This window comes from Solibacillus palustris (genome assembly GCF_022549215.1).
GTDB classification, from domain to species: domain Bacteria; phylum Bacillota; class Bacilli; order Bacillales_A; family Planococcaceae; genus Solibacillus; species Solibacillus daqui.
In genome coordinates this window covers 126,499-150,076 of record NZ_JAKZFC010000006.1, presented here as the reverse complement: position 1 = coordinate 150,076, position 23,578 = coordinate 126,499, and the positions used below count along the sequence as shown (strand labels likewise).

The window sequence follows — 23,578 nt, the reverse complement described above, 5'->3', positions numbered from 1 at the left end:
AAAAATACAATCATTATTATAGTATAACCTAGCTTGAAAAATATTTCTTGTATTAGATTTTGATCGAAAAAAGGACAGGTTTACACCTATCCTCCAATAATTAACTTATCGTTAATTCGTTGTAATGTCCCTAAAATACTCATCGCCGCTAAATAGCTCGTTTTCGCATTTTGTGGCAGCGGATTGTTTTTAATAATGAAGGTTGCTTCGCCAAAATTCCCGATAATGTCTACTTGGTGAATATTTTGATCAATATGGGGATCGGCAACTAAGCGTACCTTTGTTTTATCAAAACCAATACTTGCTAAAGCTAGGACAATGGAGACATTCATATTTTTAGGGAATTTGCGAATCGCATCACGTGCGGTTCCTTCAAAAATAACTTGTGCTTCGTTAATTTCTTGGTCAATTAATGAATGCGCTGGCTTGCGCGTAGTCAATGAAACCTCCTTTACCGTGCCGAGTGCGTTGGCGTTTTGCAATAAATCCAAACCTCCGATAGCACCTGATGGTAAATACAGCTCATGATTATACTGGATAGCCAGCTCGTTTAATTGCTGCAATAACGGCTCATCTGCAAGTGCTCCAATGCTAATTAGTACAACTGGTTTTTGTTTGAGAATCGTAGGCACTAATTTTTGCACCGCTTCAATTGTTGCAGCTTCAACGACAAGATCAATATCTGACGCGAGAAATGCATCAAGCTCTGTGAATAATGTAATGCCGAATTGTTGTTCAAGTCCCTCATATTTTTCTTTATTGCGAACATAGACGCTGTTTATGCAAAGGCCGTTTTGCTCGTTTTCACCTAGCTGTTGTAATAAGAAATTGGCGATAGCTCCTGCGCCGATTAGACCGATGTTCATTGTAACTTTCCTCACGATCATTTTTAATTAGTTAAAACTCACTGTAAATTACGAACGAATACTAGCTTTCTTATAACCGTCATACACAGCCATAACAGTACTAAGTATAGAGATCATAATCGCCCCGCCAATTATCCACATGTTAAATCGATCGCTCGTTACACTGAATATATCCGCCATATAGACAATAAAGGTTGGATTCAGTAAATCGGGATTTACTAAAATAATGATGAATCCAATGGTTGAAATGATTTGAACAACCGCATTACTAAATGCAATTCTGATTGTCCATTGTTGCTTAAATAACTTATAAAGAGCTAATGCGATTTCAGCCCCGACTATAATGACAACAAATGGCCAATAGTTTAATAAAACTTCCTGATTTAAAGCTGGCATTACAAATTCTAGTCGATCCCCATTATATTCATAGATTCCTACTAGCTGATTGGCATAAAAATATAGCGTTGCCCAAATCGACGTCCACATTAAGCCCCAAAAAACTTCGAACTTCGATATTGCTTTTTTCTTAGGTATATAAGCCACCTTTTTCAAATCATCTGCCGTCCATTTCTCTAGGCTTGAAGTTAATGGTTGTTGCTCTTTGTCTTGATCAAATCTCTCGATCATTGCAAAGGTTAACGTTATCCAGAAAAAGACTTGGATTCCTACCTCAAGTATCGTCCCAATTCCTTTACCTATAATCGATAGAACAACAGTTAAAATTGCTTCTTCCCCGCTGTAGTCAGTAAAATACTGGGTAATTATCGTGATTAATGCAATTACAGTGGCAATCGGTAAAATCATTTTCAATAACGAAGTATATACATCAAAATAGCGTGGACCTATTAGGTGCATTGGTTGGTCCTTGTAACCATTCGCCAATACTACCGGGTTTCCTAATCGATTGAGTACCGCTTTAACATCTTCCTCACGATAATTATCAGGCAACATATCCTCAATTGTTGAACGTAACTCGAGTGCAATATCCGCACGAAGTTTTTCAGGTAGCCTACGCGTGACCTCTTGAATATAAATTTCAATTAACTTCATCTTCCTCATCCCCTCTTAATAGAGCATAAAGTTCCTTTGAATTGTTCATCCATTCCGTTTTTAATTGTAGGAAAATTTCCAAACCATATTCGCTCAATACATAGTACTTACGTGGCCTACTCTCAGATGTATCCCAGCTGCTTGAAACCAACTCTTGTTTTTCTAGTCGACGGAGCAATGGATATAGCGTACTTTGATCAATGGAAATTCCTGATTCCTCTAACGACTGAACGAGTGAATACCCATACTGTGGCGTTCTTAATTGACTTAAAACCGCCAACGTCAATGTTCCTCTCCTAAGCTCTGTCGTTAACGAATTTAATAAATTGTTCATTTATACACCTCCAGCTTCAATATTGTATGTCGTACAGTATTTACTTTATACTATGCATCATACAGTATTGTTGATACAAAATCAATTTACATTTTTTTAAGCACGAAAAAATCACAGATTAGACAGATCTAAACTGTGATTTTTCATTTAACGTTACTACTTTTAATCAAAACGAAAATTCATATCCTACATAATTAAATGTGTTATGAAATCCTATTTTCTCAGCGACTGCTACGGACGGTTTATTCCCCTCCATACAATCCCAATAAACTGTCATGCCATTTTCAAAGCAATCCTGCACAAAATAATGTGCAAGTATTTGTGCCAACTTCTTCCCTTGATGTTCTGCTAATGTTTCAATCCCTACACAATGAATATTGTTAACGACGAAACCAGAGTAACAAATACTAACGATTTCATTGCCCCAAAAAGCGCCATAAGCGATTCCATTATTGAAAAATTGCTCAGGAGATGACCAAAACTCCTCAATCGTTTCATGTAAAAATGTGATATTTTGAATAGTACTTTCCCCATATAGCTGCTCGTTAATTTTATGTATCGTATAGCCTTGTGGTAGTGAAAGCTCCCCTTTTCGCTGATAGCTTTGTTCATTTAATGTATAAACCTTTTGATTCCAGCTACCTAATGTACGATGCTTAAATAATGTTTCAATCGTTGCATTCCATTTTTCATGATTGCCTACAACTTCAAACCATTTTAAGCCTACCTTTTTCGCATCTGGTGTAATGACCTCATCAATAAATGCATTTAACGCTCCATTAAATTGTTGGTTTGAGTCATCCCCAAATAATATAAATCCATCATTATTGCCGAGCCAAATCATACCCGTTGTCGGTGCGCTCGGCTTATCTACAAAAATACGTCCCGGATTCACACTCATTGCAATTGCTTTTGCCTCAAGCTGTCCTTGCTCATTTAATACATTCAAACATTTATGAAAATCTTGTTTCTGTAATTCTGTAATCATATTAGTCCTCCGTAATTGTTCATTGTCTATACAAATGGCTATGAAACTTCCTTTATACCATTTTTACGGTATTTCAGGAACGTGTGGTATTGGATACTTCACCTCTGAAAAGTTTTTGATTAGCAATTCCTCTTGTATCATTTGTCCCGTTCCTTTATCAATCGTCTTTCTCCAAATTTCATTTTGACGATAGTTTTTCCCACCACTTTTTAAAAATCGATGATTTCTTTCATCGATATGATAAGAGCAAGGGATTTCTTCATTAGCAAAAATAGCACCTTTTAAATGTTTATCTGTTACCCAAACTTTTATTTGAAATGATTTAGATGTTGGATTATAAAATCGGAAATCGACATAATTGTAAAAAACACTGGCCCCACTGCCAAATGGAAGTGTTCGTCCCGAATCAGGAAATGGGTCGAAACTATGGTGATGCCTTTCTGTAACAATTAGCGGTGTGTGTAGTGTCATCCAATATAGTAGATTGGCAAGCTGACAAATTCCCCCACCAATGCCCGTCTTTACTTCCCCCATTGAGAGCTGCATACCTTCAATATAGCCCTTTTTCACATTCGTTTTCCCTACTAGTTGCCAAAATGAAAATGTTTGGCCAGGCTTAATGATTACGCCATCGATTTCACTCGTAGCAATATTTAAATTGGTTATTTTATTTTCTTGTAATTGAGGATCACTGTTTCCAAGCGTTCTTCTAAGGAGTGATTGATGTTTTTTGCAAGTATAAGGAAATGTAGTAGCTAACTCTTTATGAACAGCAAATCGTTTTCTTTCTTTTAAATTTGCTAAAAACCGAAATAGTATTTTCTGTTGAATACGTGCATGATAAAAAATCGGATGAAGTTCAGAAAGTCTCACGATAATTCCCTCCGTAACTTTATTTCGAATTGCATCACACGACAACAACTCACTTTTATCATTATTTTATTAATATATTCAATAAAAAAGAACGAATCCCTTTTCAAGAATTCATCCTTTTCTATGTTTTTAAACTAACTCCAGCCATGTCACCGCTTCAAAATGTGTAACGTGTAAGTGGCAACTTAAGAGGTTCTGATTTGTTTACGTAATTAACTAGGCCCTACCTAAATAGAACCTAGTCCAAGTAAAACCCAATAAAAATCGAGTTTTTGACACAGCTATCTTTAAATATTTTGGCTAACGCCTAAAAGTCTATTTTTAACTTAGTCGCATTCGGTAACTCTTGTACTATTATTTTATTCATTTTACAAAAATGTTTTAAAAATTGTTGTGCCAGCGCACGTTCCTTTGGGTCACTTTTAAGGGAAACGATATCAAGCAAAATTTGAGCCATCCATGAATTATTAAAATAACGGTATTTACCAGTATTCCACGAGGTTTTTTTAGAGGATTTTTCATTTACATAATTATCCCATGAAGGCAGCGCATAGGATTCCTGTTCTGTAAGTTGAAGTTTATACTTTGAATGAGCCGGAATATATCCATCTTCACAAAGCTTACCGATAAAGTCTTCATTCACCATATAGACACCTAAAATACGTCTTTCTTCTCCAGGCACACTTGAATTTTTTTCTGTTAATAGGACAGCGCTATTTTGGTGCAAGCGAATTGGCTTGTTTGGTTTCCCTTTATCATTTCCACTTTTTACTACTCCCGAAAAAACTCTCCCCTCTGAAAAGGAACTATTCTTTTCTACAGTGTCACACCAATAAACCATTTGTGATTCAGGATGAAGTTTATAATGTTTCATTAGTTTTTCATGTTCCAAACGAAGTTCCTGTTTTCTTCGTTGTAGTTGTCTTTCTTCTTCTTTTTGTAATTCTTCTACTTTTCGTTCATTTTCTTTTTTTTGTATAATTCCCTCAAGTATTATAGCCGTACTTTGATCATGTAACTTTAAGTGCTTACCAAATACATCTGGAAAAACAAATAATTTATTTTCAGACGCAAAATTTATTTCAATGCTTGATTCAGTATGTTTAACTATGCTCCCCATACCAAAACGCTTGTGTGTAACTTTCTTATTGATTAAATTCAATATTCTAATCCTCCTTGTGTAATAAAAGCTGGTTTACCACTAAAAAGTCTATAGATAATTTTATTCAACTAACTTACGTAAAAACTCACACAACTGGAACTTTGTACTTCGGTGTTAGAAAAATACATTTCGTTTCACTAGCACTAAATGACGTCTTTTCTCATGTGGATTTCATTAAATAATTTATCCACAAAAAAAAAAGAAAACCGCAAATTTAATTTTCCCCTTTCCATAAATTTGAAACAAAGTCATCGAAATTAAAAACAATTTCGGAAGTTGCTTCATAAATAAATACTTGTTTTTTTCCCAATAAATATATAGTGCCCTCATAACCTATAATCAATACTAAAAATTACTTTCTTAGAAAAGAAACGGATAAAATACTTTGTACGTTAATCATACATTCTGCTTGTGAGATATTATCATTTTTGATTCATTAGACAATGCATTCCGCGCAAAATGATGACTTTTCTCATTTAGATTTCATTGAAAAATCTATTATTTCCTATCCATAAAAAAATACCCTTTTCGCAATGGTTATTTGCGCAAACATTAGGATCGATATTGATAGTATTTACTTTTTCAAGTAATACATTACTGTTTGAAATTTTTTTAATTAATTAACGGATGGAATGTCTTATTAAAGAGGGAAATCATCTTGTAAAAAAAGCAATTAGGCCTCAGCCTAACTGCTTCAAGATTTTCGTTTTTTTCATTCATCTATGCTGATCAATAAGAATGGGATTGCCATCAGGATCTTCAATGGTAAAACTTGCAGGGCCTTCACTTGATTCATCTGCTTCCGTCAGTAATGGAATGCCTTTTGCCTTAAGCTGTTTCTGGAGATCACGAATATCCGTAAACGAACTCAGATTTTCTGCATTTTCATTCCACCCGGGATTAAACGTCAAAATATTTTTGTCGAACATATTTTGGAATAACCCAATAATGGTACTTTCATTTTTCATAATGAGCCAATTTTGCGAAATATCCCCGCCTAAATCTTTAAATCCTAAACTTTCGTAAAAAGCTTTTGATTTGTGAATATCTTTTACATTTAAACTTACCGAGAATGCACCTAGTTTCATATATCCTCCTAAAAAATTGTTAATAAGAATGTATACAGTATTATTATATATAACATAATTCAGTTTGCCCAATTTATGTAAAATCAATCCAATGTTTTTATACGCCTTGTTTTGGAAATTTTAATAGCAATAACATAGAAGCTCAATCCAAAAAGCCTTATTGACCTTAGTGTTCAGTAAGACTTTTTGCTGTATCAAGAAATGGTTTTGTATAGATTCTACATCGGGTGAAAGGGCTATTATTTTCAAAATTACTTTAAGGACAATATTTTATTAGGAATAATAAAATATTATTATCCTTAAATCTCATATGTTAAATAAAAAAGACTTCGAATTTTTGTGTTTCCTCCGATAAAGAGAAAGGGCATCATTTATCGATTGAAAGGGCTGTTGTAAAAAGTTCTTCGAAATAATGCATCGTAAGAAAGAGCTTAAAAAGCTTATACAGAAAAAGGAGAACCGTTACATGAAAAATTTATTTAGAAGCCTTAGAAACAAGCTGTATATTGCGTTTGCACTTGTATTAGTAATCCCAGTTGTTTTAGTAGGGAGCCTCTCCTATCTAGCAGCAAAAGAATCAATTGAAAAAGAAATTCTTTATAGTGCTAACGAGAGTATTAATGTATTAAACTCACTCATTGACAAAACTATGAGTGAAAAAAAGCAGGAAATAAGTGTTTTTAGTGAGGTAATCAATTCTTCAATTTATGGTCAGGGGGAAGCGTCTTTAAGAGCATCTCTTTCACAATATATTAAGCAAAACTCTGAAGCAATAAGTGTATATGTAGGTACGACAGAAGGGGCATTCATTCAAGAACCGAAATTGATTACGGATTCAAATTATAACCCTGTGGACAGAGATTGGTATAAAAAAGCTGTCGAATTTCAAGGAGAGCCAATTATTACAGAGCCTTATGTTGGTAAGGGAACTGGAGAAATGATTGTTACAGTTGCTCAGCAGTTAAAAGACCGTTCGGGGGTTGTAGCAGTAGATCTTAAATTAAATAACTTACAAAAAGTGTCAGAGTCTATTCGTATTGGGAAACATGGATACTCTTCCATTTTTGATGTCAACAAAAAAGTTATTTCACACCCTACATTAGAAGGGGGTGGAGAAGTAAAAGAAAGCTTCATGGATCAGATGTACGAGAAAGAATCTGGTACGTATGATTATGTGTATGAAGGAGATAACCGAATATTATTTTTTACAACAAATAAATTGACGGGTTGGAAAATTTCAGGAACAATTTTCTCGAAAGAAATAGATGAATCTGCTTCCTTTATATTGTATACAACGTTACTTGTATTAATCATTGCCATTGTAGTTAGCACGATTGCCGTTCATTTCGTCGTAAAAGGAATTATTAGACCGATTGACAATTTAAAAGAAAGTGCAGTGACAATCAGTAAAGGGGATTTAACTGAAAAAGTGACGATCACTTCGAATGATGAAATTGGACAATTAGGTCAAGCTTTCAATGATATGCAGGAAAGTCTACGAACACTAATAAAAAAAGTAGAAGTCAATGCAGAAGAAGTCGCATCTTCAGCGGAAGAGTTAACAGCTAATGCCGATCAAACAAGCTCGGCAACCGAGCAAGTGGCAATTGCGATACAAGAAGTTGCTTCTAGTGCAGATACGCAAACAATCAGTGCAAGCAAAAATGCGGATTCTTTAAATGAATTGTCAAAAGCAATTCTTCATATAGCAGAAATTTCTTCTACAGTATCGGATCTTTCACAGGATGCTACGATGCAGGCAGATGAGGGTGGTAAAGCCGTTCAAGATACGAAGGAACAAATGAATTCCATCCATCAATCCGTTTCAGAATCAAATACTAAAATTCAAACGTTGCATGAGCGTTCGCAACAAATTACGTCTATTTTAGATGTGATTACAGACATTGCGGATCAGACAAATCTTCTGGCTCTAAACGCTGCAATCGAAGCTGCAAGAGCAGGAGAGCATGGGAAAGGTTTCGCCGTAGTTGCAGATGAGGTGCGTAAACTAGCCGAGCAATCCCAGCAATCTGCGAAACAAATTTTTGAGTTAGTGCATAGTATTCAATCGGATACGGAACAATCGGTGCGCATTATGGCTCAAGTGACAGAGGATGTACAAAGTGGCTTACATGTATCAGATGAAGCGATTGCTAAGTTCCAAGTCATCTTGACGAGCATGAGAAAAATTACACCACAAATGCAAGAAGTATCTTCCGCATCAGAACAGATGTCGGCAAGTGTGCAAGAAGTTACCGCGATTACAGAAGATTTAGCTTTCTCCGCAAAAGAAAATGCTGCGACATCAGAAGAAGTTGCTGCTTCTACTGAGGAGCAATTAGCATCTATGGAAGAAATCAATGCATCTGCACAATCCCTTTCTCACATGGCGGATGAGTTGAAATTACTTATTAATCAGTTTAAATATTAAATTCGTAATAAAAAAACCTTTGGATAAAGTCTCCAAAGGTTTTTTGTGTTTTGGTAATTAAGAAACTGTTACAGCTTCATTTTGGTTTGCAGGCACCACAACCGGTCCCATTGCATTTGTGATAATTTGTTTAATATCTTCAAGAGTAGCTTTTCGTGGGTTTGTCGCTGCGCAAACATCTAACATCGCATTTTTAGCTAAAATTTCGATGTCTTCGTCTTTCGCACCAAGTTCACGGAAGCCACTTGGAATATTTAAGTCTTTTGCTAACGCTTCAATAACTGAAATTGCTTTTTCAGCAGCATCGCGCTTGCTTAGACCTTCAATGTTTGCACCTAATAATTCAGCAATTTTTGCAAAACGTTCTGTGCGTGCTGTTAAGTTGAAACGGCAAACATGTGGTAATAAAATTGCGTTACATACACCGTGTGGAAGGTTATAGAAGCCACCTAATTGATGGGCAATGGCATGTACATAACCTAATGATGCATTGTTGAACGCCATTCCTGCTAAAAATTGAGCGTAAACCATTTGCTCGCGTGCTTCTAAATCTGCACCGTTTGCATAAGCGCGCGGTAAATACTCAGGAATTAATTGCAGTACTTTTTCGCCACAAGCATCTGTAATTGGCGTTGCATTTGTTGAAACAAATGCTTCGATTGCATGTGTTAATGCATCTAAACCAGTTGCTGCCGTTAGTGCTGGTGGTAAACCAATCATTAACTCAGGGTCATTAATTGATACAAGAGGGGTAACATGTTTGTCGACAATCGCCATTTTTACTTTACGCTCTGTATCTGTAATAATCGTAAAGCGTGTCATTTCACTTGCTGTACCAGCAGTCGTATTGATAGCGATTAATGGCACTAATGGATTTTGTGTTTTATCTACGCCTTCATAATCATGAATGCGTCCACCATTCGAAGCAATAATACCGATACCTTTTGCTGCATCGTGTGCACTACCGCCTCCAAGCGATACAATTGAATCACAGTTATCGGCTACATAAGCCGCGATACCATCTTCAATATTTTTGTCCGTTGGATTTGGTTCTGCTTTCGGGAAAATTGCAACTTCAATACCAGCAGCTGTAATGATGTTAGCAATTTGTTCTGAGAGCCCTAATTTGTGTAAGCCCTCATCTGTTACGATCAATGTCTTCTTCACTTCTAAATCTTTTAGTTTTTTACCAACTTCTTGAATTGCTCCTGGTCCAAATAAGTTTGATGATGGCATGACAAATTGCTTTAGAACGTCTGACATGTTTCCAACCCCTTTTCCAATGTTAAATATTGCTTGAATGGCAAAAATCACCCTTCAAATTATCCTATTCTATCAACTTTGAAAAAATACTCGGGATTTTTCAGTCAAATGTATATTTTTAGTGAACGTTATTATGGAATAATTTATCAATTAATGCTCTTGAAATTCCTTTCCATATCAGATGATCTCAGTAAAATCATGTGCTCTTTTTTCTAACTGCTCGGCGGACGTTGAGATAACATTGAAATCCTCGATTGTATGATTCACTTGTACTTGGCCAGTTTGAATACTTTGATGAACTCTACCAATACTTTCAGTAACTGAATTTATTTCTTTTGTAATTAAATGAATATTATTCTTTACTTCCGAAATGGATTGATGAACTTTATCTGAAAGTTTCCGAACTTCTTTAGCAACTACATCGAATCCTCGACCCGCTTCCCCAGCACGAGCAGCCTCAATAGCAGCATTTAACGCTAAAAGGTTAGTTTGTGCGGCGATATCCTGAATCGTACGAGTAATACTATTTATCGATTCTGCCTGTTTTTGGAGTGTGGATAGGTTTTCAATGTTTTGCTTGGATTCCTTCGCTATATTATCAATTGTTTCTAAAAGATAGTTACTATTGTTAATACCACCTTCAGCTTTTTCGTTTAGATTTTCAGACATCTCGGTTAGTTCTTTAACAACAGAGACTACAGCGTTTTGTCTTTCTGTTATATTCGTTGCTATTTTAGAAACTCCAATAACCTTTCGATGGTAATCATCATAAATAGGCATGTACGTTGCTTCTAGCCATACTTGGTTACCATTTTTGTCTTTTCGTTCAATTTTATCTTGGTAGCTATGACCCGAAAATAGATTCCGCCAAAATTGTTTGTATGAAGTACTATTTACAAACTCATTAAAACAAAATTCCGCATGATGCATTCCATACAGTTCTTCTTTGTTATAACCTAATGTTTTTGCAAATAAATCATTTACATAGGCGACCTTACAATTCGTATCAAATCGAATGATTGCTAAATTTTTTTCAATCGCCTTTACTACGAGTTCATCTCTTACTATTAAATTTTCTAATTTATTCATATTAATTTCCTCAGAATTTAACTTTGTTTTATTTTTCTTCACACAATTTTCACTTGTCTTAGAAACCGTCCTCCATTTCTATAAATGGGGCATAAATGTCCAAGTATGTCCTTCATTCAACGGGGGGCAAACCCTGGTTGAATAGAGGAATAAAGGCTATACGCGTCACGTCATATGATAACGCCTACTTAATCAACTTTGTGTTGACCTAACGCACTGATAGATGTCATAGATTTTTTAAAAGCGTAATACTTTTCTTGAGAAAAACCATTCTAGCTCTGGTATTAATTTTTAAACTTCGTCTAATAAATGAGGTCATCTCCTCATTTTAAAAAGAAAAGATGCTTCATGTCTTCAAAAATAATTTCTAGAGTGATAATGTAAACTGCGATCGAGGTAGTAGTTCATACACCTTCCAAACGAATCGTTTTTATGGATAGAATTAACAAATCATTAGTTACCTCCAATCCAATATACATACATTATACTATAAAAATTAAAAACAAGAGAAATTTTACATTACTCCCCCTCTAAATCACCTAATATATATTTATTTAAACAGGATATTCTTCACAAACATTACTTCGTGTTAATGTCTATTTCATCTGGAAACTTTCCGGGGGAGTCGGATGAAACGCTTCTTCCACTCAACCTCCATTATATTCCAATTTATAATTAATTGTCATCTCCTACTTTTGGATATGAACCATGATCAAATCGAACTTAGTATTATTAAAAAAGCAAACAATTTAAATATGCATTTTGCACATTTAAATTGTTTACTCATCAAGAAAATGATTCAATAAGCTTTGTTCATTTATAACTAAATAGTATATTCTTCATTTTTGTTGAATAATAGACTCTCGCTATTAGCTTTTTCATTTACAGGTTGTGGTTCAATTTCATCATCTAATTCAATCATTCCTTCATATACTGCTTCATCTACCATATCTAATTGAGAAGCTACCATCATCGTACCTGTTAAATCTCCAGTAATATTTGTAGTCGTATGCCCAATATCGATAATTGGCCAAATTGCTGCCAAAATTGGCACGAGTGTTAATGGCAAGCCCAGTGTAGATAATAAAATAGTAGACATGATGATTCCTGCACCTTTAACACCTGCTGCCCCAATCGATAATACTAGTCCTAAAAATACAAACTGTAAAATTAAGGGTAATGTAATTTCAAGTCCATATAAATTCGCTGCAAAAACCGAGATTACACCTAAACCTACAGCCATTCCATCCATATTAACAGTAGCACCTAACGGTAATGTAAATCCGTATACTTTTTCAGGTATACCTAGATTTTTTCTAGCTACATTCATTGAAACTGGTAATGTTGCATTACTAGATGTTGTACTAGCAGCAACTAAAAGCGAAGGTGAGATTTTCTTATAAAATACAAATGGATTCTTTTTCGCTAACAATTTAATAATTATTGGGTAAATTACACCTAAAACGATTAATAGTCCAATATAGTCAGCGAGAATAAATCTGCCTACTTCTTTTAATAAATCTGTACCTAATGTACCCACCATATTCGCTACTAAAGCTAAAATACCAATTGGCGATAAATACATAATGAATTCCGTGATTTTAATCATTAAATCTGAACCTTCATTCGCCAACTTTTTCAACCCGCTTACCTTATTGCCTAATGATAGTAAAGCAATACCTATAATTAAAGAGGCAATAATGATTTGAAGCATGTTCGTTTCAGCCATCGCCTGTACCATATTTCTCGGGAACCAACTCACAATTTGATTCATAAAACTAAATTCAACTGCTTCGACTTCTTTAGTACCTTCTAAAATCCCTGTAGTACCTTTACCTGGATTTAAAAATAACGCAACAATAATCCCCATTGCTGTCGCTAAAATACCTGTTACGATAAAATATACTCCAATTCTAACACCAATTTGTCTTAACGACCGAATGTCTTCCATTTTTAAAATACCAGCAATTAAACAGAAGATTGTTAAAGGAACAACTAAGAATTGTAAAAGTGCTAGGAAAATATCCCCTATTGGTTTAATAACAGTAATGTCCTCTTTAAAAATTAAACCTAGAATTATACCAAGAACAACTCCAATAAAAATTTGAACATAAAGCGGACGTTTCAACCACCATTTCATAAGTGACGCCTCCTTCATAAGTTTACTGACAAACCTATTAATTTATTTAATAAAATCACATGGATATAAAAGCGCTTACATATATTTTTAAAAGGAATTAAGTAAAAACCTACTAACTATTTTCTACCTCAGTCACACTAACTACTAATTGAATTTCAATAGGCGCATTACCAGGCAAGCTAGCTACTCCAACAGCCGCTCTACTGCCAATCCCAGCCTCTCCTAAAACTTCAAAATAATAATCCGATGCAATATCAGCAATTTTTGAATGTAGTTCAAAATTTTCTTCTGTATTAATATAAACTGTCATTGAGATAACACTTTCAATTTTTTCATTTATATCTAAAAGTTTTAAAGAAGCACTTAATGTGTTAGTAGCAGCTAACCTGATTGCCTGCTTGACATTTTCAATTACAAAATCAGATTTAATCTTCCCGGATTGAATTAATACGCCATTTTCACGTGGTGTCATACCTGCTGTAAAAATAAGATTCCCTACTCTTTTTGCAGGAACGTACTTACCTTGAGGAATCGGAGTTCCTGCATGCATCATTTGCGATATTCCTCCACTACTTGAATAATTCGTTCCATCGCGGCTACTGCAGCTTGATGATCTTGTGAGAAGTTAATTCTAAAGTTGTTTACGTATTGTGGGCCAAATTCAGTTCCTGGTGTTACTGTAACCCCCGCTTGTACCCTTAGTGCCTTTACAAATTCATGAATAGAAATTTTTAATTCAGGAATTTCTGGAAACAAGTAGCTACCTGCTTCAGTAGCTCTGACTTTAAAACCATCTGCCGCTTGTAATTTAGCAATTAAATCATCTCGAATTAATTGATGCTTAGAAATTCGGTCTTCCATCCATCCTTCAGGCTCTGAAAACCAAGATTTTAGAACCGATTGGCTATATCCAGCAGCACGCAGAGAAACTATAGCTTGCAATTTCTCCATTCTATCGATTATTTTAGTTGACCCAAAAGCTACACCTAAACGGTAGCCGCTTAGTGATTCGGTTTTCGAAGGTCCCATGATCGTAATCAAATTTTCTGATGACACAATTTTTTGTGCGTATAAATGCGTGTAAGTTCGGTTATCAAAAATTTGTCTTGAATATAATTCATCTACAATTAATGTTGCCTCATATTCTTCCGCTAAATTTGCGATTTTAAAAATTTCCTCTTCAGAATAAACAACACCAGTCGGATTATTAGGGTTTGAAAATAAAAATAATTTAACACCCGCTTTAAACGCTTCTTCTAGCTGAGATAAATTCAGTCCTGCCTTTTCATCTGACTCAAAAAAATCTAATTGAATAGGAACGATTTCACCTTCGAAAAACTCCACTAACTTTCTATTCGCAAAATAATCTGGCTCAACAATTGCTACTTTATCTCCTCTAGAAATTGTAGAACCCATCGCTAAAAACAATGCACCTTGTGTACCAGGAGTGATAATTAAATTATCAACTGCGTTAATTTCAGATCCTATAAAATTAGAAAGCTTTGTTGCTAATTCTTCTCGAATTTCCTTGCTACCGCGATATTCTGTATATGCTTGTTTACCACCAATGTGTACGCCTTTATTAAAAAATTCTAATGAGCCTGGTATTGGCTCAAATGCATCGACATCACCATGTGAGAAATCAACAGGAATTCCAGAATACACTTTAGAACTTACTACAAGTTCGTCTGTATTTTGTCTAGCTTCTTGTCCTGGGGCATATTCTGCTCCTAATTTTGAAAATTTCCTATCAACTAACTGCATGACTATCCGCCTCCCGATTTCAGAAAATTTTGATTGTTATTAAATTTAATATTAGAGGTAATTTCTTCAGAACTCCAATATTATTAATTAAATGAAGATATATATTTTTACTTATAACCTATAAATATTTGAATATTAAGATATTTTTGAATACAATTTAATAAACACTTTTCATAAAGACATATTCTAGCTGAAACGAGGAGATCGTATGCTCAAAAACATGGACTATGTATACGCGGTATATAAGTATAAAAGCTTTTCAAAAGCGGCGGAAGCATTATATATTTCCCAACCAGCCTTAAGTTCTACGATAAAAAAAGTTGAGGAAACAATTGGGTTACCAATTTTTGATCGGAGCAATAATCCAATTAAATTAACACCTGCTGGACAGCATTATATAAGCACGATTGAAAATATAATGCATTTAGAAAAAGAGATGCGTTCGTATTTTGACGAGTTAAAGGAACAATACCAAAATACAATTTATATTGGTGGTACCTCATTTTTTTGTACATATGTTCTTCCAAAATTAGTGCAGCAGTTCAACACGGAATATGCGGATTACACGGTAAATTTAACTGAAGGCAATACAGATCTTCTAATAAAATATTTACGTGAAGGAGACGTGGATTTAATTATTGACGTTGAAAACAAATCTGAATCGAAATTATTTCATTCTAACATTTGGAGTAAAGAGGATCTATTATTGGCGGTCCCTTCTCACCTAAAAATAAATGAAAAACTAAAAAAAAATCGTTTAACATTTCACGATATTACAGACGGTACGTATAAAAATGAAAAGTATCCAAAGATTTCTCTGAAGCTTTTCGAAAATGAAACCTTCATCCTTTTAAAAAAAGGCCATGACATGTATCAAAGAAGTTTTAAAATATGCAAAAACGCTGGTTTTACACCTAAAGTTTCTATGTATTTAGATCAACTATTAACTTCATACGAAATTGCAAATAAGGGAATTGGAATTACTTTCATTCGAGCTAGTATCACTCGATATTTGTCTTCGACGGAAAAATTATATTTTTATAAAATAGACGATCCATTAGCGTTCCAAAATATTATGTTATATTATAAAAAATCAAATAAGCTTTCTAGTTCACAAGAACAATTTATTTCATTTATTAAAAACGCTATCAATTATTACTAATTTTCTTTCAAGTGCTCTCAATAATAAGAAAGGGAGTGTCCAAGAAGTATTTCTGGGACACTCCCTTTGCGCCGAGGATGGAGGCCAGCATGATGCTGGTCATGAATGCGTTGCCACAGGACGTGACGGTTTTAGCATTCGTTCTTATCTTGCGACCACCGCAGAAGCACCGCCTAAAGCGGATTAATACGACACGATGCTTGCACTGTCCAAAAAGTTATGACTTTGAACAGCACGTTATTAATTTTCTTCCACTATTTTTTTTGTTACTTCTAAAAACGCTTCGATTTCTTCAATCGAGTTGCAGTGCAAGGGAGACAATCGAATCGCACCATCTAAATCGAATGACTCTAACATTCGTTTAGAATAGATACTTGTAGCTACACGTTCGTAAACGATTACATTTTCTTTTTCATATAGATTAATAGCCTCTTTATAATCAATTCCTTCAATACTAATAGCTATAATGAAGTCTCTTTTAGTTAAATCTTCATAATCTAAATGAACCGTAACCCTTGGAATTTGTCTTAATCCCTCTACATTCGACGTACCATCTAATAACGTTTCAAGTAAGGCACGCTCTTGCATAGCAATTCTTTCAATACCTTCTTCATATAATCTACGTCGGTCCGTTTCGTTTGAAAATTTACTTCCGATCCAACATACATAATTTACAATCTCACTAATTGCAGCAAAATGTGCTGGAACAGGGCTACCTAATTGGATATCACCATCTTCTTTCCCTAATAATCGATGTAACGGCAATTTTGCAGTTCTATCAGATACATATGTTATGCCACAACCTCGTACACCAAAGAATTTGTAAGGAGCAAAATTTATTGCATCAACTGGTGTTTTTTCTAAATCGATAAGTCCATGTGGTGCGTGCTGAACAGAGTCTACAACAATATATAAATCCGGTTTAATCTTTCTTGCTTCCGTAACAATTTTTTCAATATCTAATATTGCACCTGAAATGTTAGAAGCATAAATCACTGACAACAAACAAGTATTATCATCAATTAAACTAATAATTTCTTCTACATCTACACCACCAGTAGTTTGGTTTGTCTGTGCAACTCGTAACTCTTTTCCTAATCTATCAGCATAGAATTTTGCTGAATCGTACGCGGAAGGATGTTCTAATTGGGTAGTCACAATATTAGTTCCAGCAATATTTTCCGCAATCACTCTCGTAACATCGAAAATTGCTTGTGAAGCAGTTAAATACATTGAAATACTGCCATCTTTAGCATTAAAAATCGTTCGAATATCTTCCAAACCTTTTTTCTCGACATCTGCTAAATATTTCGCTGTTGCATGTTCTCTTTGTGCATGATCTGGGAAGTAATCAAACTCTCTAAACGCTTCAATCGTTCTCTTTAACTTTAAAGAACCACCCGCATTATCAAAAAACAATCGATTTTTTTGCAAATATGGATCATAGTCAATATATGCAAACTGGTCCCGAATTTCTGATAACAATTCTGTTTCAAATAACATACCACTTACTACATTAGCCATTTTAAACCCTCCTTCAATTTACATTAGGAATAGTTATTCCAAATTTCTTCTATTTCTATCGTAATCGCACTTACCTCATAACTCCAATATGAATAAAATTATAATTTTATATATTTTTCTAAATAACGTTGGAATTGGAACATAATTATTTGCTATTAATGTATTTGGATATCTAATAAAAATTATACTTGATTTCGTTTTTATTACACATGGAATCATTTCTAAATTTTTTAACTAAATTGAAAAGCAGACGGCCAACAAGAGGTATTCCCCCCTTCTAAACCATCTGCTTTTTAAGTTACATGGAATAATTAAATTCAAAAAACAATCTCACCTAATAAAACAAACGGTAAAGTTTGGGCAATTGTTATAGATATTTTAGCGAAACCAATCTGTTAGAATGACCATTGTAAGAAAACCAAAAATGAAGGCTATTGTTGCCGCTCTTTCATTGCCATCTCCATGACTCTCCGGAATTAATTCTTTGTACACAACAAAGAGCATTGAACCTGCAGCAAAAGCAAGTCCATAAGGGATAATATAATCAAACGATTCTCCAAATAACATCCCAATTAGTCCAGCACACATTTCTATAATACCTGTAATAGTTGCAAAAAAAACCGCCTTACCATGTCTTACATTTTGTGTTATTAAAAATAGAGCAACCAAAAATCCATCAGGGACATTTTGAAGTCCGATAGCAAGGGAAACAAGTGCTCCCAACTCCTGTTCATTACTTACATTACTTATTCCAACAGACAAACCCTCTGGTAAGTTATGTAGGGACATGGCAATTAAAAACAAAATGATTACACTAGAATTATCCGCTGGTTTGCGGGAGTGCTCTAAATCAACATGTGGAATTAGACTTTCTAATATCGTGAGGACAAATGTACCAATCAGCATCCCTATTACCAACACAATTATGTTAGATAGTTTTAGAGCTGACGGAATTAAACCATAGGCTGAAGCTGCAACCATTATGCCTGCTGTATAAGCTAGCAATATATCCTTTCCTTTATGGGAAACATTTTTAATTAACAATACAGGTATTGCTCCTAAGCCTGTACAAAGAGAAGAAAGAATTATAGGTAGATACTGCATTTAGATCCTCCAGAATCGGGTTAATACATGTTATGTTGAAATTTTAGTAACATGCAGTAACTGTTACTTCATTAAAAATGAAACGTAACCCCATCCTGTCGCAATTCCTAATTGTATTTCTTCAGATTCAATAAAAAAATGAGTGACTTCATAATTATGTGTCACTCAATAGTTGAAGAATCCATTTTTTCACATCAACAAGTCGATTATATTGAGGGAACTCATTTGTTCCTGTAACAATCATTGGCACAATGGAATCTACTTTATGAAGGCTACCATGTGCGCCACCTCCTGCATGGTCATGACTATGTTCCTCAATGAACTCATATGACGGCTCGGCATCCACGATAATGATACGCCCTTCCTGTGAATGAAGCGCTCCATGTAGCCTTGCTAGGGCATCTGGATAATCTTGATACTGAATACGTTCCCCATTAATTACCTTCAAATTTAAGATTGAAGTATTACCAGCAATTTTCCACGATTGTTCATAGTCATCAACATACGTACCCTTTGGTGAAAATGTAAATTCCTCATCACTTTGTGGGCTTACAACATAATTTGTTTGCTCATCTTTCCATGCAATAAAGCCAATACGTTTGTCCTCTTTTAAAATGTTCACGATTTGTGATAATTCAACTTGTTGATCATTTACGTAAATGTACGCCATGCGCTCATTAATGGCGACGGCAAGTTGGGCATCTCTTTTATTGCCTTCCAAAAACGTATAATTCTTCAATGATTTATTTATATCAATTAAAGAAGTTTTTTTATCTTTATTCACGGATGATTGGCCGCTATCTCCTAGTGCAATCCACGTTACCTCTTGAATTGCTTCTTCCCACGATACGAAGCTATTGAATAAGTCTTGTAGTGCCTGATCTGCTTTTTCGATGCCCTTTAAATCGTCCGGTCCATGTTTGTGTATAGAAGCATCTGCATCCGGTAAATAGGCAAGCGTAAAGGATGGTAACTTCTTTTGTTCGATTAAATATTTCAACTCATTTACCGTGAATTGATTATTGACTCCCATACGATTCCATACAAATTTATGCCAATTATTCTCTCCGTTATATTGAGATAACGCTCCAAGTGAAAACAATGTTGGTCCATTCATTTCAATTTCTTTTGGTAAAAAATTTGCCATTGTAATAAGCTTAGGGACATTTAGTTGATGTTCATAACTTCCACGGTACAAAAGACCATTAATCGAAGCGGATTGAAGTTCCCGATTCGCTAGCTCTTCATGAATCGTTTGAACCTCTTTACTTAAATGGTCTTTATTAAGACTAACAACACTATCCAATGCAACATTTTTCAGCCCATTATTCCATATTTCACTGATTCCACTTCCATAACTAATCATTCGATTTTCATTTTCCTTAAACCAAATCAATCCCGGTACTTTATGATGGTTCGGATACGTACCGGTTAATAACGTACTATCAATGGTGACAGACATTGTCGGATAAGAGCTAATTATCTCCTGATTAAAATGTCCATTGTTAATCAAAAATGCAAATGCAGGTGCTTTTCCTTCTTTTACTGCTTTTTGTAATGGTTCACTCATTAATGAATCTACGACCAAAAGTATAACGGGCTTCTTTGTTGAATTTATTGAAAAATCATCCAGCTCTTTTATTGGAGATATAGAAATTGCTAGTACAAGTCCAGTACTTATGACAAGAAATATAATAAACGCCATTACCATTTTTCGTTTCATCGACTCACCTTCAAATTAATTTATTTCTCCTTAGTATGGATATAATTTCATTAATACATGTAGATGAGGGATTGATATAAGCCACAGTATTTCACCTCAATTATTTATTTCAAAATACGAATCATCTTCTACAATTACTCATAGTAATGTTAAAGGAATAACTATACACCATTCGACTACTTCCTTTGCTCCAACATCCATCTATAAAAGGAGAACTTATTTGAAAGGAAAAAAACCATATAAGTTTTATATTTTGGATCTTATCTTTAAAATCCCGTGGATCATCATCGGTGCAATGATGGCTGCTATTAGCCTTGAAGTTATATTGATTCCAAACGGTTTAATTGATGGAGGTATTACAGGTATTTCTATGATGCTATCTGACAAATATGGTTTTTCACTTAGCGTAGTGTTATTCATATTAAATATTCCGTTTGTCCTAATCGGTCTTAAACATCTTGGAAAACGATTCGCTTTTCTAGCTACACTGGGGATCATTTCATTAACGATTTCAACTGCAATTATTGAAAGGTCCTCAACATTTGTTGAAGGAAATTTCATATTACTCATTTTCATCGGTGGTTTACTACTCGGTATGGGAATTGGAATTGTCATTCGAAACGGCGGGGCTTTAGATGGCACAGACGTGTTGGCATTACTTATCTCCAATAGAACGTCATTCTCTGTGGGTGAATCTATTCTTGCATTAAATATTCTCATTTTTTTAGTTGCTTTAATCATTTTTGGATGGAAAGGCGCTATAATATCAATTATTACTTATTTTATTGCAACAATGGTTGTCGATATCGTTCGAGCCTAGATAATCTCATGGAAGAGATTTCTTTGTGAAAGTGAACAGTAACTTGATGTACACAAAATTATTGTTGTTTTTCCGTATTTCAAACCAATACATAATTTCAAATAAAACTTGTTCAAAAAAAATAATCTTTAGCGTATAAAAAATTCAAATTGCCCTATACTATTAAAGATTTCACTTCCAAACTAAGTGACTAGGAGGGTTAACCCGATGAGTGCGAATGATCGTTTACTCTGAATAACCATCAACTGAATGCTCAAGCACGGTTGTCTTAGGTTATTCTTAAGATTCAATGCTTAAAGCATGACAGTGTGTCATGAAGGAAAAATGTAGGTGTAATCAAACCCGGAATTAATTTTCCGGGTTTTTTGCTTTACAAATTCGTCTATCTTTAATGGTTAATACATAAGAAACCCCCAATACACACTATGAAGTGCATATTGGGGTCGGGCTAAAAAAACTTAGCAATTTTTTTGATTTTGATTTTGATTTTGATTTTGATTTTGATTTTGATTACGGTTGAAGTTTACTTCCTGAGCGAACTCTTCTCTGTTTGCGCGCTCTCTGTTAGCATTTTGATTTTGATTTTGCTGTTTTTTATTATCCTGCGTTTTATTGTTTTTATGTTTATTACTTCCCATTCTACAATCACCTCCACTAATAGTGTGAGTGAAAAATCATTTTTTATCCGCTTTACTCGCATTAACTAATGTCAAGAAGTGCAACCACTTCACAATGTTTAGGTTGCATGTTGTACAAGGTTTATTCGGTTTAATTGGAATAATTGGTTCCCATTGTCTAATAATAATTTGACTACAGTTTCATATACTTTTCTATTGATGAATGATAAAGGGAGGAACTATTTGGACGTTTTCATTAGACCGGGTGATTCCATTTGGTATTATAGCCAGGTTTTTAAACTTCCTCTTCAATTAATTATTGATTCTAATCCAAATATAAACGCCCAAGCACTAAAAATTAATCAAAAAGTTAAAATTCCTGGATACGTAACAAATCAATATACAATTCAACGTGGTGACTCTATTTGGGCGATCGCACAAAGAATCAATATGCCCACTGATGCAATTTATTTACTGAACCCTACATTAAATCCCAATCGATTACAAATCGGGCAAGTAATCGTGCTGCCGATTCGTGTAACTTGGAGAGTAGTCAATGGAAAACAAAATTACGACTATAGCACAATGATGAATGACATTAGTACACTGCAAATGATTTATCCATTTCTTATTAATAAGTCAATTGGAAATTCTGTTTTAGGTAATAAAATTCCAGGACTTCACATTGGTAGCGGGCAAAAACGTGTGCATTTTAATGCGTCATTCCATGCAAATGAATGGATAACAACACCAATTGTGATGACATTTTTAAATGATTATTTATTATCGCTAACGAATAATGGTTCGATAAGAGGACTTTATACATTGCCCTTATATCTTCAGACGAATTTGTCTATCGTCCCGATGGTTAATCCGGATGGAGTAGATTTAGTGTTAAATGGGCCTCCTACAAACGAGACGATTCGAACAAATTTAATTGAATGGAATGGTGAGAGTGCCGATTTTTCAGGTTGGAAAGCAAATATTAATGGAGTGGATTTAAATGATCAGTTCCCAGCAGAATGGGAATTAGAAAGAGAAAATAATCCAAAAACGCCAGGTCCTCGCGATTATGGTGGAGAAAGTCCGCTATCACAGCCAGAGTCAATTGCAATGGCAGAGCTCACAAGAGAAATGGATTTTGCTCGAGTATTAGCGTTCCATACACAAGGCGAAGTCATTTATTGGGGATTTCAAGGGTTAGAACCACCAGAATCAGAACAGTTAGTAAACGAGTTTGCGCGAGTGAGCGGATATGAGCCTGTTCAAACAATTGATAGCTATGCCGGCTATAAAGATTGGTTTATACAAGATTGGCGCAGACCAGGTTTTACTATAGAGCTAGGCCTAGGTACAAACCCTTTGCCAATTAGTCAGTTCGATGAAATTTACGAAGAAGCATTAGGAATTTTTTTAGTTGCACTTTATTGGTAATTATTCGAATTATTAGATTATTACTCCCGGTGCATATTCATTAATTCTTAACAAGAAGAATAACCCCGTTCGTTTAGTTGCAACCTTTCAAAGCTAGATTTTTACACTAACTTATCAGTCGCAGCAAATTTACGGGGTTACTCCGA

General features: G+C 34.7%; 20 protein-coding genes. 4 read left to right on the top strand and 16 right to left on the bottom strand.

What is annotated here, in order from left to right; all coding sequences use genetic code 11:
- Positions 1-86 precede the first annotated feature (86 nt).
- The 7 genes from nadX to LZ480_RS14960 all read right to left on the bottom strand — a co-directional run bounded on the left by nadX (position 87) and on the right by LZ480_RS14960 (position 6,361).
- Entirely contained in the window at positions 87-866 is a 780-nt protein-coding gene (nadX, locus tag LZ480_RS14990; protein ID WP_241370353.1) for an aspartate dehydrogenase, read from the bottom strand.
- Between the two features lie 48 nt (positions 867-914).
- Positions 915-1,916: an HAAS signaling domain-containing protein gene (locus LZ480_RS14985; protein WP_241370352.1), complete on the bottom strand. Its 1,002-nt coding sequence runs from the start codon at positions 1,914-1,916 to the stop codon at positions 915-917.
- Positions 1,903-2,250 carry a PadR family transcriptional regulator gene (locus LZ480_RS14980; RefSeq protein ID WP_241370351.1) on the bottom strand — a complete coding sequence of 116 codons (348 nt, stop codon included), beginning with the start codon at positions 2,248-2,250 and terminating at the stop codon, positions 1,903-1,905. Before LZ480_RS14980 ends, LZ480_RS14985 begins: the two co-directional genes overlap by 14 nt.
- 166 nt (positions 2,251-2,416) lie before the next feature.
- Complete coding sequence (locus LZ480_RS14975; protein ID WP_241370350.1) at positions 2,417-3,238, bottom strand: GNAT family N-acetyltransferase; 822 nt, start codon at positions 3,236-3,238, stop codon at positions 2,417-2,419.
- 63 nt (positions 3,239-3,301) lie between these two features.
- Positions 3,302-4,111: a VanW family protein gene (locus LZ480_RS14970; protein ID WP_241370349.1), complete on the bottom strand. Its 810-nt coding sequence runs from the start codon at positions 4,109-4,111 to the stop codon at positions 3,302-3,304.
- Between the two features lie 307 nt (positions 4,112-4,418).
- Positions 4,419-5,273 carry a malate synthase gene (locus LZ480_RS14965; RefSeq protein ID WP_241370348.1) on the bottom strand — a complete coding sequence of 285 codons (855 nt, stop codon included), beginning with the start codon at positions 5,271-5,273 and terminating at the stop codon, positions 4,419-4,421.
- Positions 5,274-5,989: 716 nt separating this feature from the next.
- Entirely contained in the window at positions 5,990-6,361 is a 372-nt protein-coding gene (locus LZ480_RS14960; protein ID WP_241370347.1) for a VOC family protein, read from the bottom strand.
- Between the two features lie 466 nt (positions 6,362-6,827).
- Between LZ480_RS14960 and LZ480_RS14955 the strand changes: the two genes are divergently transcribed.
- Complete coding sequence (locus LZ480_RS14955) at positions 6,828-8,792, top strand: methyl-accepting chemotaxis protein (RefSeq protein WP_241370346.1); 1,965 nt, start codon at positions 6,828-6,830, stop codon at positions 8,790-8,792.
- Between the two features lie 57 nt (positions 8,793-8,849).
- Here the strand turns inward: LZ480_RS14955 and LZ480_RS14950 are convergent, their stop codons facing one another.
- From LZ480_RS14950 to LZ480_RS14930, 5 genes are all read right to left on the bottom strand, one after another.
- Positions 8,850-10,055, bottom strand: a complete 1,206-nt coding sequence (locus tag LZ480_RS14950; RefSeq protein ID WP_241370345.1) for an iron-containing alcohol dehydrogenase — start codon at positions 10,053-10,055, stop codon at positions 8,850-8,852.
- Between the two features lie 177 nt (positions 10,056-10,232).
- Positions 10,233-11,144, bottom strand: coding sequence for a methyl-accepting chemotaxis protein (locus LZ480_RS14945; protein ID WP_241370344.1), 912 nt, complete (start codon positions 11,142-11,144; stop codon positions 10,233-10,235).
- Positions 11,145-11,967: 823 nt separating this feature from the next.
- Positions 11,968-13,284: a dicarboxylate/amino acid:cation symporter gene (locus LZ480_RS14940; protein WP_241370343.1), complete on the bottom strand. Its 1,317-nt coding sequence runs from the start codon at positions 13,282-13,284 to the stop codon at positions 11,968-11,970.
- Between the two features lie 112 nt (positions 13,285-13,396).
- Positions 13,397-13,837, bottom strand: a complete 441-nt coding sequence (locus LZ480_RS14935; protein ID WP_241370342.1) for a RidA family protein — start codon at positions 13,835-13,837, stop codon at positions 13,397-13,399.
- A complete protein-coding gene (locus LZ480_RS14930) occupies positions 13,834-15,048 on the bottom strand; it encodes a pyridoxal phosphate-dependent aminotransferase (protein WP_241370341.1) in 1,215 nt (404 codons plus the stop codon). Before LZ480_RS14930 ends, LZ480_RS14935 begins: the two co-directional genes overlap by 4 nt.
- Before the next feature lie 208 nt (positions 15,049-15,256).
- On the opposite strand from LZ480_RS14930, the gene LZ480_RS14925 reads away from it, so the two are divergent.
- On the top strand, positions 15,257-16,210 hold the full coding sequence (locus LZ480_RS14925) for a LysR family transcriptional regulator (protein ID WP_241370340.1): 954 nt from the start codon (positions 15,257-15,259) through the stop codon (positions 16,208-16,210).
- Between the two features lie 240 nt (positions 16,211-16,450).
- Here the strand turns inward: LZ480_RS14925 and LZ480_RS14920 are convergent, their stop codons facing one another.
- From LZ480_RS14920 to LZ480_RS14910, 3 genes are all read right to left on the bottom strand, one after another.
- Positions 16,451-17,734: an aminotransferase class V-fold PLP-dependent enzyme gene (locus LZ480_RS14920; RefSeq protein WP_241370339.1), complete on the bottom strand. Its 1,284-nt coding sequence runs from the start codon at positions 17,732-17,734 to the stop codon at positions 16,451-16,453.
- Between the two features lie 378 nt (positions 17,735-18,112).
- Complete coding sequence (locus LZ480_RS14915) at positions 18,113-18,838, bottom strand: ZIP family metal transporter (RefSeq protein ID WP_241370338.1); 726 nt, start codon at positions 18,836-18,838, stop codon at positions 18,113-18,115.
- A 154-nt stretch (positions 18,839-18,992) separates the two neighbouring features.
- A complete protein-coding gene (locus LZ480_RS14910) occupies positions 18,993-20,561 on the bottom strand; it encodes an alkaline phosphatase family protein (protein WP_241370337.1) in 1,569 nt (522 codons plus the stop codon).
- A 220-nt stretch (positions 20,562-20,781) separates the two neighbouring features.
- Between LZ480_RS14910 and LZ480_RS14905 the strand changes: the two genes are divergently transcribed.
- The gene (locus tag LZ480_RS14905; RefSeq protein ID WP_241370336.1) at positions 20,782-21,381 is read left to right on the top strand and encodes a YitT family protein; all 600 of its coding nucleotides are present in this window, start codon (positions 20,782-20,784) and stop codon (positions 21,379-21,381) included.
- A 458-nt stretch (positions 21,382-21,839) separates the two neighbouring features.
- On the opposite strand, the gene LZ480_RS14900 is transcribed toward LZ480_RS14905, so the two are convergent.
- Positions 21,840-22,019 carry a hypothetical protein gene (locus LZ480_RS14900; protein ID WP_241370335.1) on the bottom strand — a complete coding sequence of 60 codons (180 nt, stop codon included), beginning with the start codon at positions 22,017-22,019 and terminating at the stop codon, positions 21,840-21,842.
- Positions 22,020-22,241: 222 nt separating this feature from the next.
- On the opposite strand from LZ480_RS14900, the gene LZ480_RS14895 reads away from it, so the two are divergent.
- Complete coding sequence (locus tag LZ480_RS14895) at positions 22,242-23,432, top strand: M14 family metallopeptidase (RefSeq protein WP_241370334.1); 1,191 nt, start codon at positions 22,242-22,244, stop codon at positions 23,430-23,432.
- Positions 23,433-23,578 lie beyond the last annotated feature (146 nt).

Bases quoted from the DNA above. Each gene is read 5' to 3' on its own strand.
- LZ480_RS14980 (WP_241370351.1), bottom strand. From the start codon at position 2,250: ATGAACAATTTATTAAATTCGTTAACGACAGAGCTTAGGAGAGGAACA.
- LZ480_RS14940 (WP_241370343.1), bottom strand. From the start codon at position 13,284: ATGAAATGGTGGTTGAAACGTCCGCTTTATGTTCAAATTTTTATTGGA.
- LZ480_RS14985 (WP_241370352.1), bottom strand. From the start codon at position 1,916: ATGAAGTTAATTGAAATTTATATTCAAGAGGTCACGCGTAGGCTACCT.
- LZ480_RS14945 (WP_241370344.1), bottom strand. From the start codon at position 11,144: ATGAATAAATTAGAAAATTTAATAGTAAGAGATGAACTCGTAGTAAAG.
- LZ480_RS14910 (WP_241370337.1), bottom strand. From the start codon at position 20,561: ATGAAACGAAAAATGGTAATGGCGTTTATTATATTTCTTGTCATAAGT.
- LZ480_RS14925 (WP_241370340.1), top strand. From the start codon at position 15,257: ATGCTCAAAAACATGGACTATGTATACGCGGTATATAAGTATAAAAGC.
- LZ480_RS14930 (WP_241370341.1), bottom strand. From the start codon at position 15,048: ATGCAGTTAGTTGATAGGAAATTTTCAAAATTAGGAGCAGAATATGCC.
- LZ480_RS14900 (WP_241370335.1), bottom strand. From the start codon at position 22,019: ATGGGAAGTAATAAACATAAAAACAATAAAACGCAGGATAATAAAAAA.
- LZ480_RS14960 (WP_241370347.1), bottom strand. From the start codon at position 6,361: ATGAAACTAGGTGCATTCTCGGTAAGTTTAAATGTAAAAGATATTCAC.
- LZ480_RS14950 (WP_241370345.1), bottom strand. From the start codon at position 10,055: ATGTCAGACGTTCTAAAGCAATTTGTCATGCCATCATCAAACTTATTT.
- LZ480_RS14915 (WP_241370338.1), bottom strand. From the start codon at position 18,838: ATGCAGTATCTACCTATAATTCTTTCTTCTCTTTGTACAGGCTTAGGA.
- LZ480_RS14920 (WP_241370339.1), bottom strand. From the start codon at position 17,734: ATGGCTAATGTAGTAAGTGGTATGTTATTTGAAACAGAATTGTTATCA.
- LZ480_RS14975 (WP_241370350.1), bottom strand. From the start codon at position 3,238: ATGATTACAGAATTACAGAAACAAGATTTTCATAAATGTTTGAATGTA.
- nadX (WP_241370353.1), bottom strand. From the start codon at position 866: ATGAACATCGGTCTAATCGGCGCAGGAGCTATCGCCAATTTCTTATTA.
- LZ480_RS14955 (WP_241370346.1), top strand. From the start codon at position 6,828: ATGAAAAATTTATTTAGAAGCCTTAGAAACAAGCTGTATATTGCGTTT.
- LZ480_RS14935 (WP_241370342.1), bottom strand. From the start codon at position 13,837: ATGATGCATGCAGGAACTCCGATTCCTCAAGGTAAGTACGTTCCTGCA.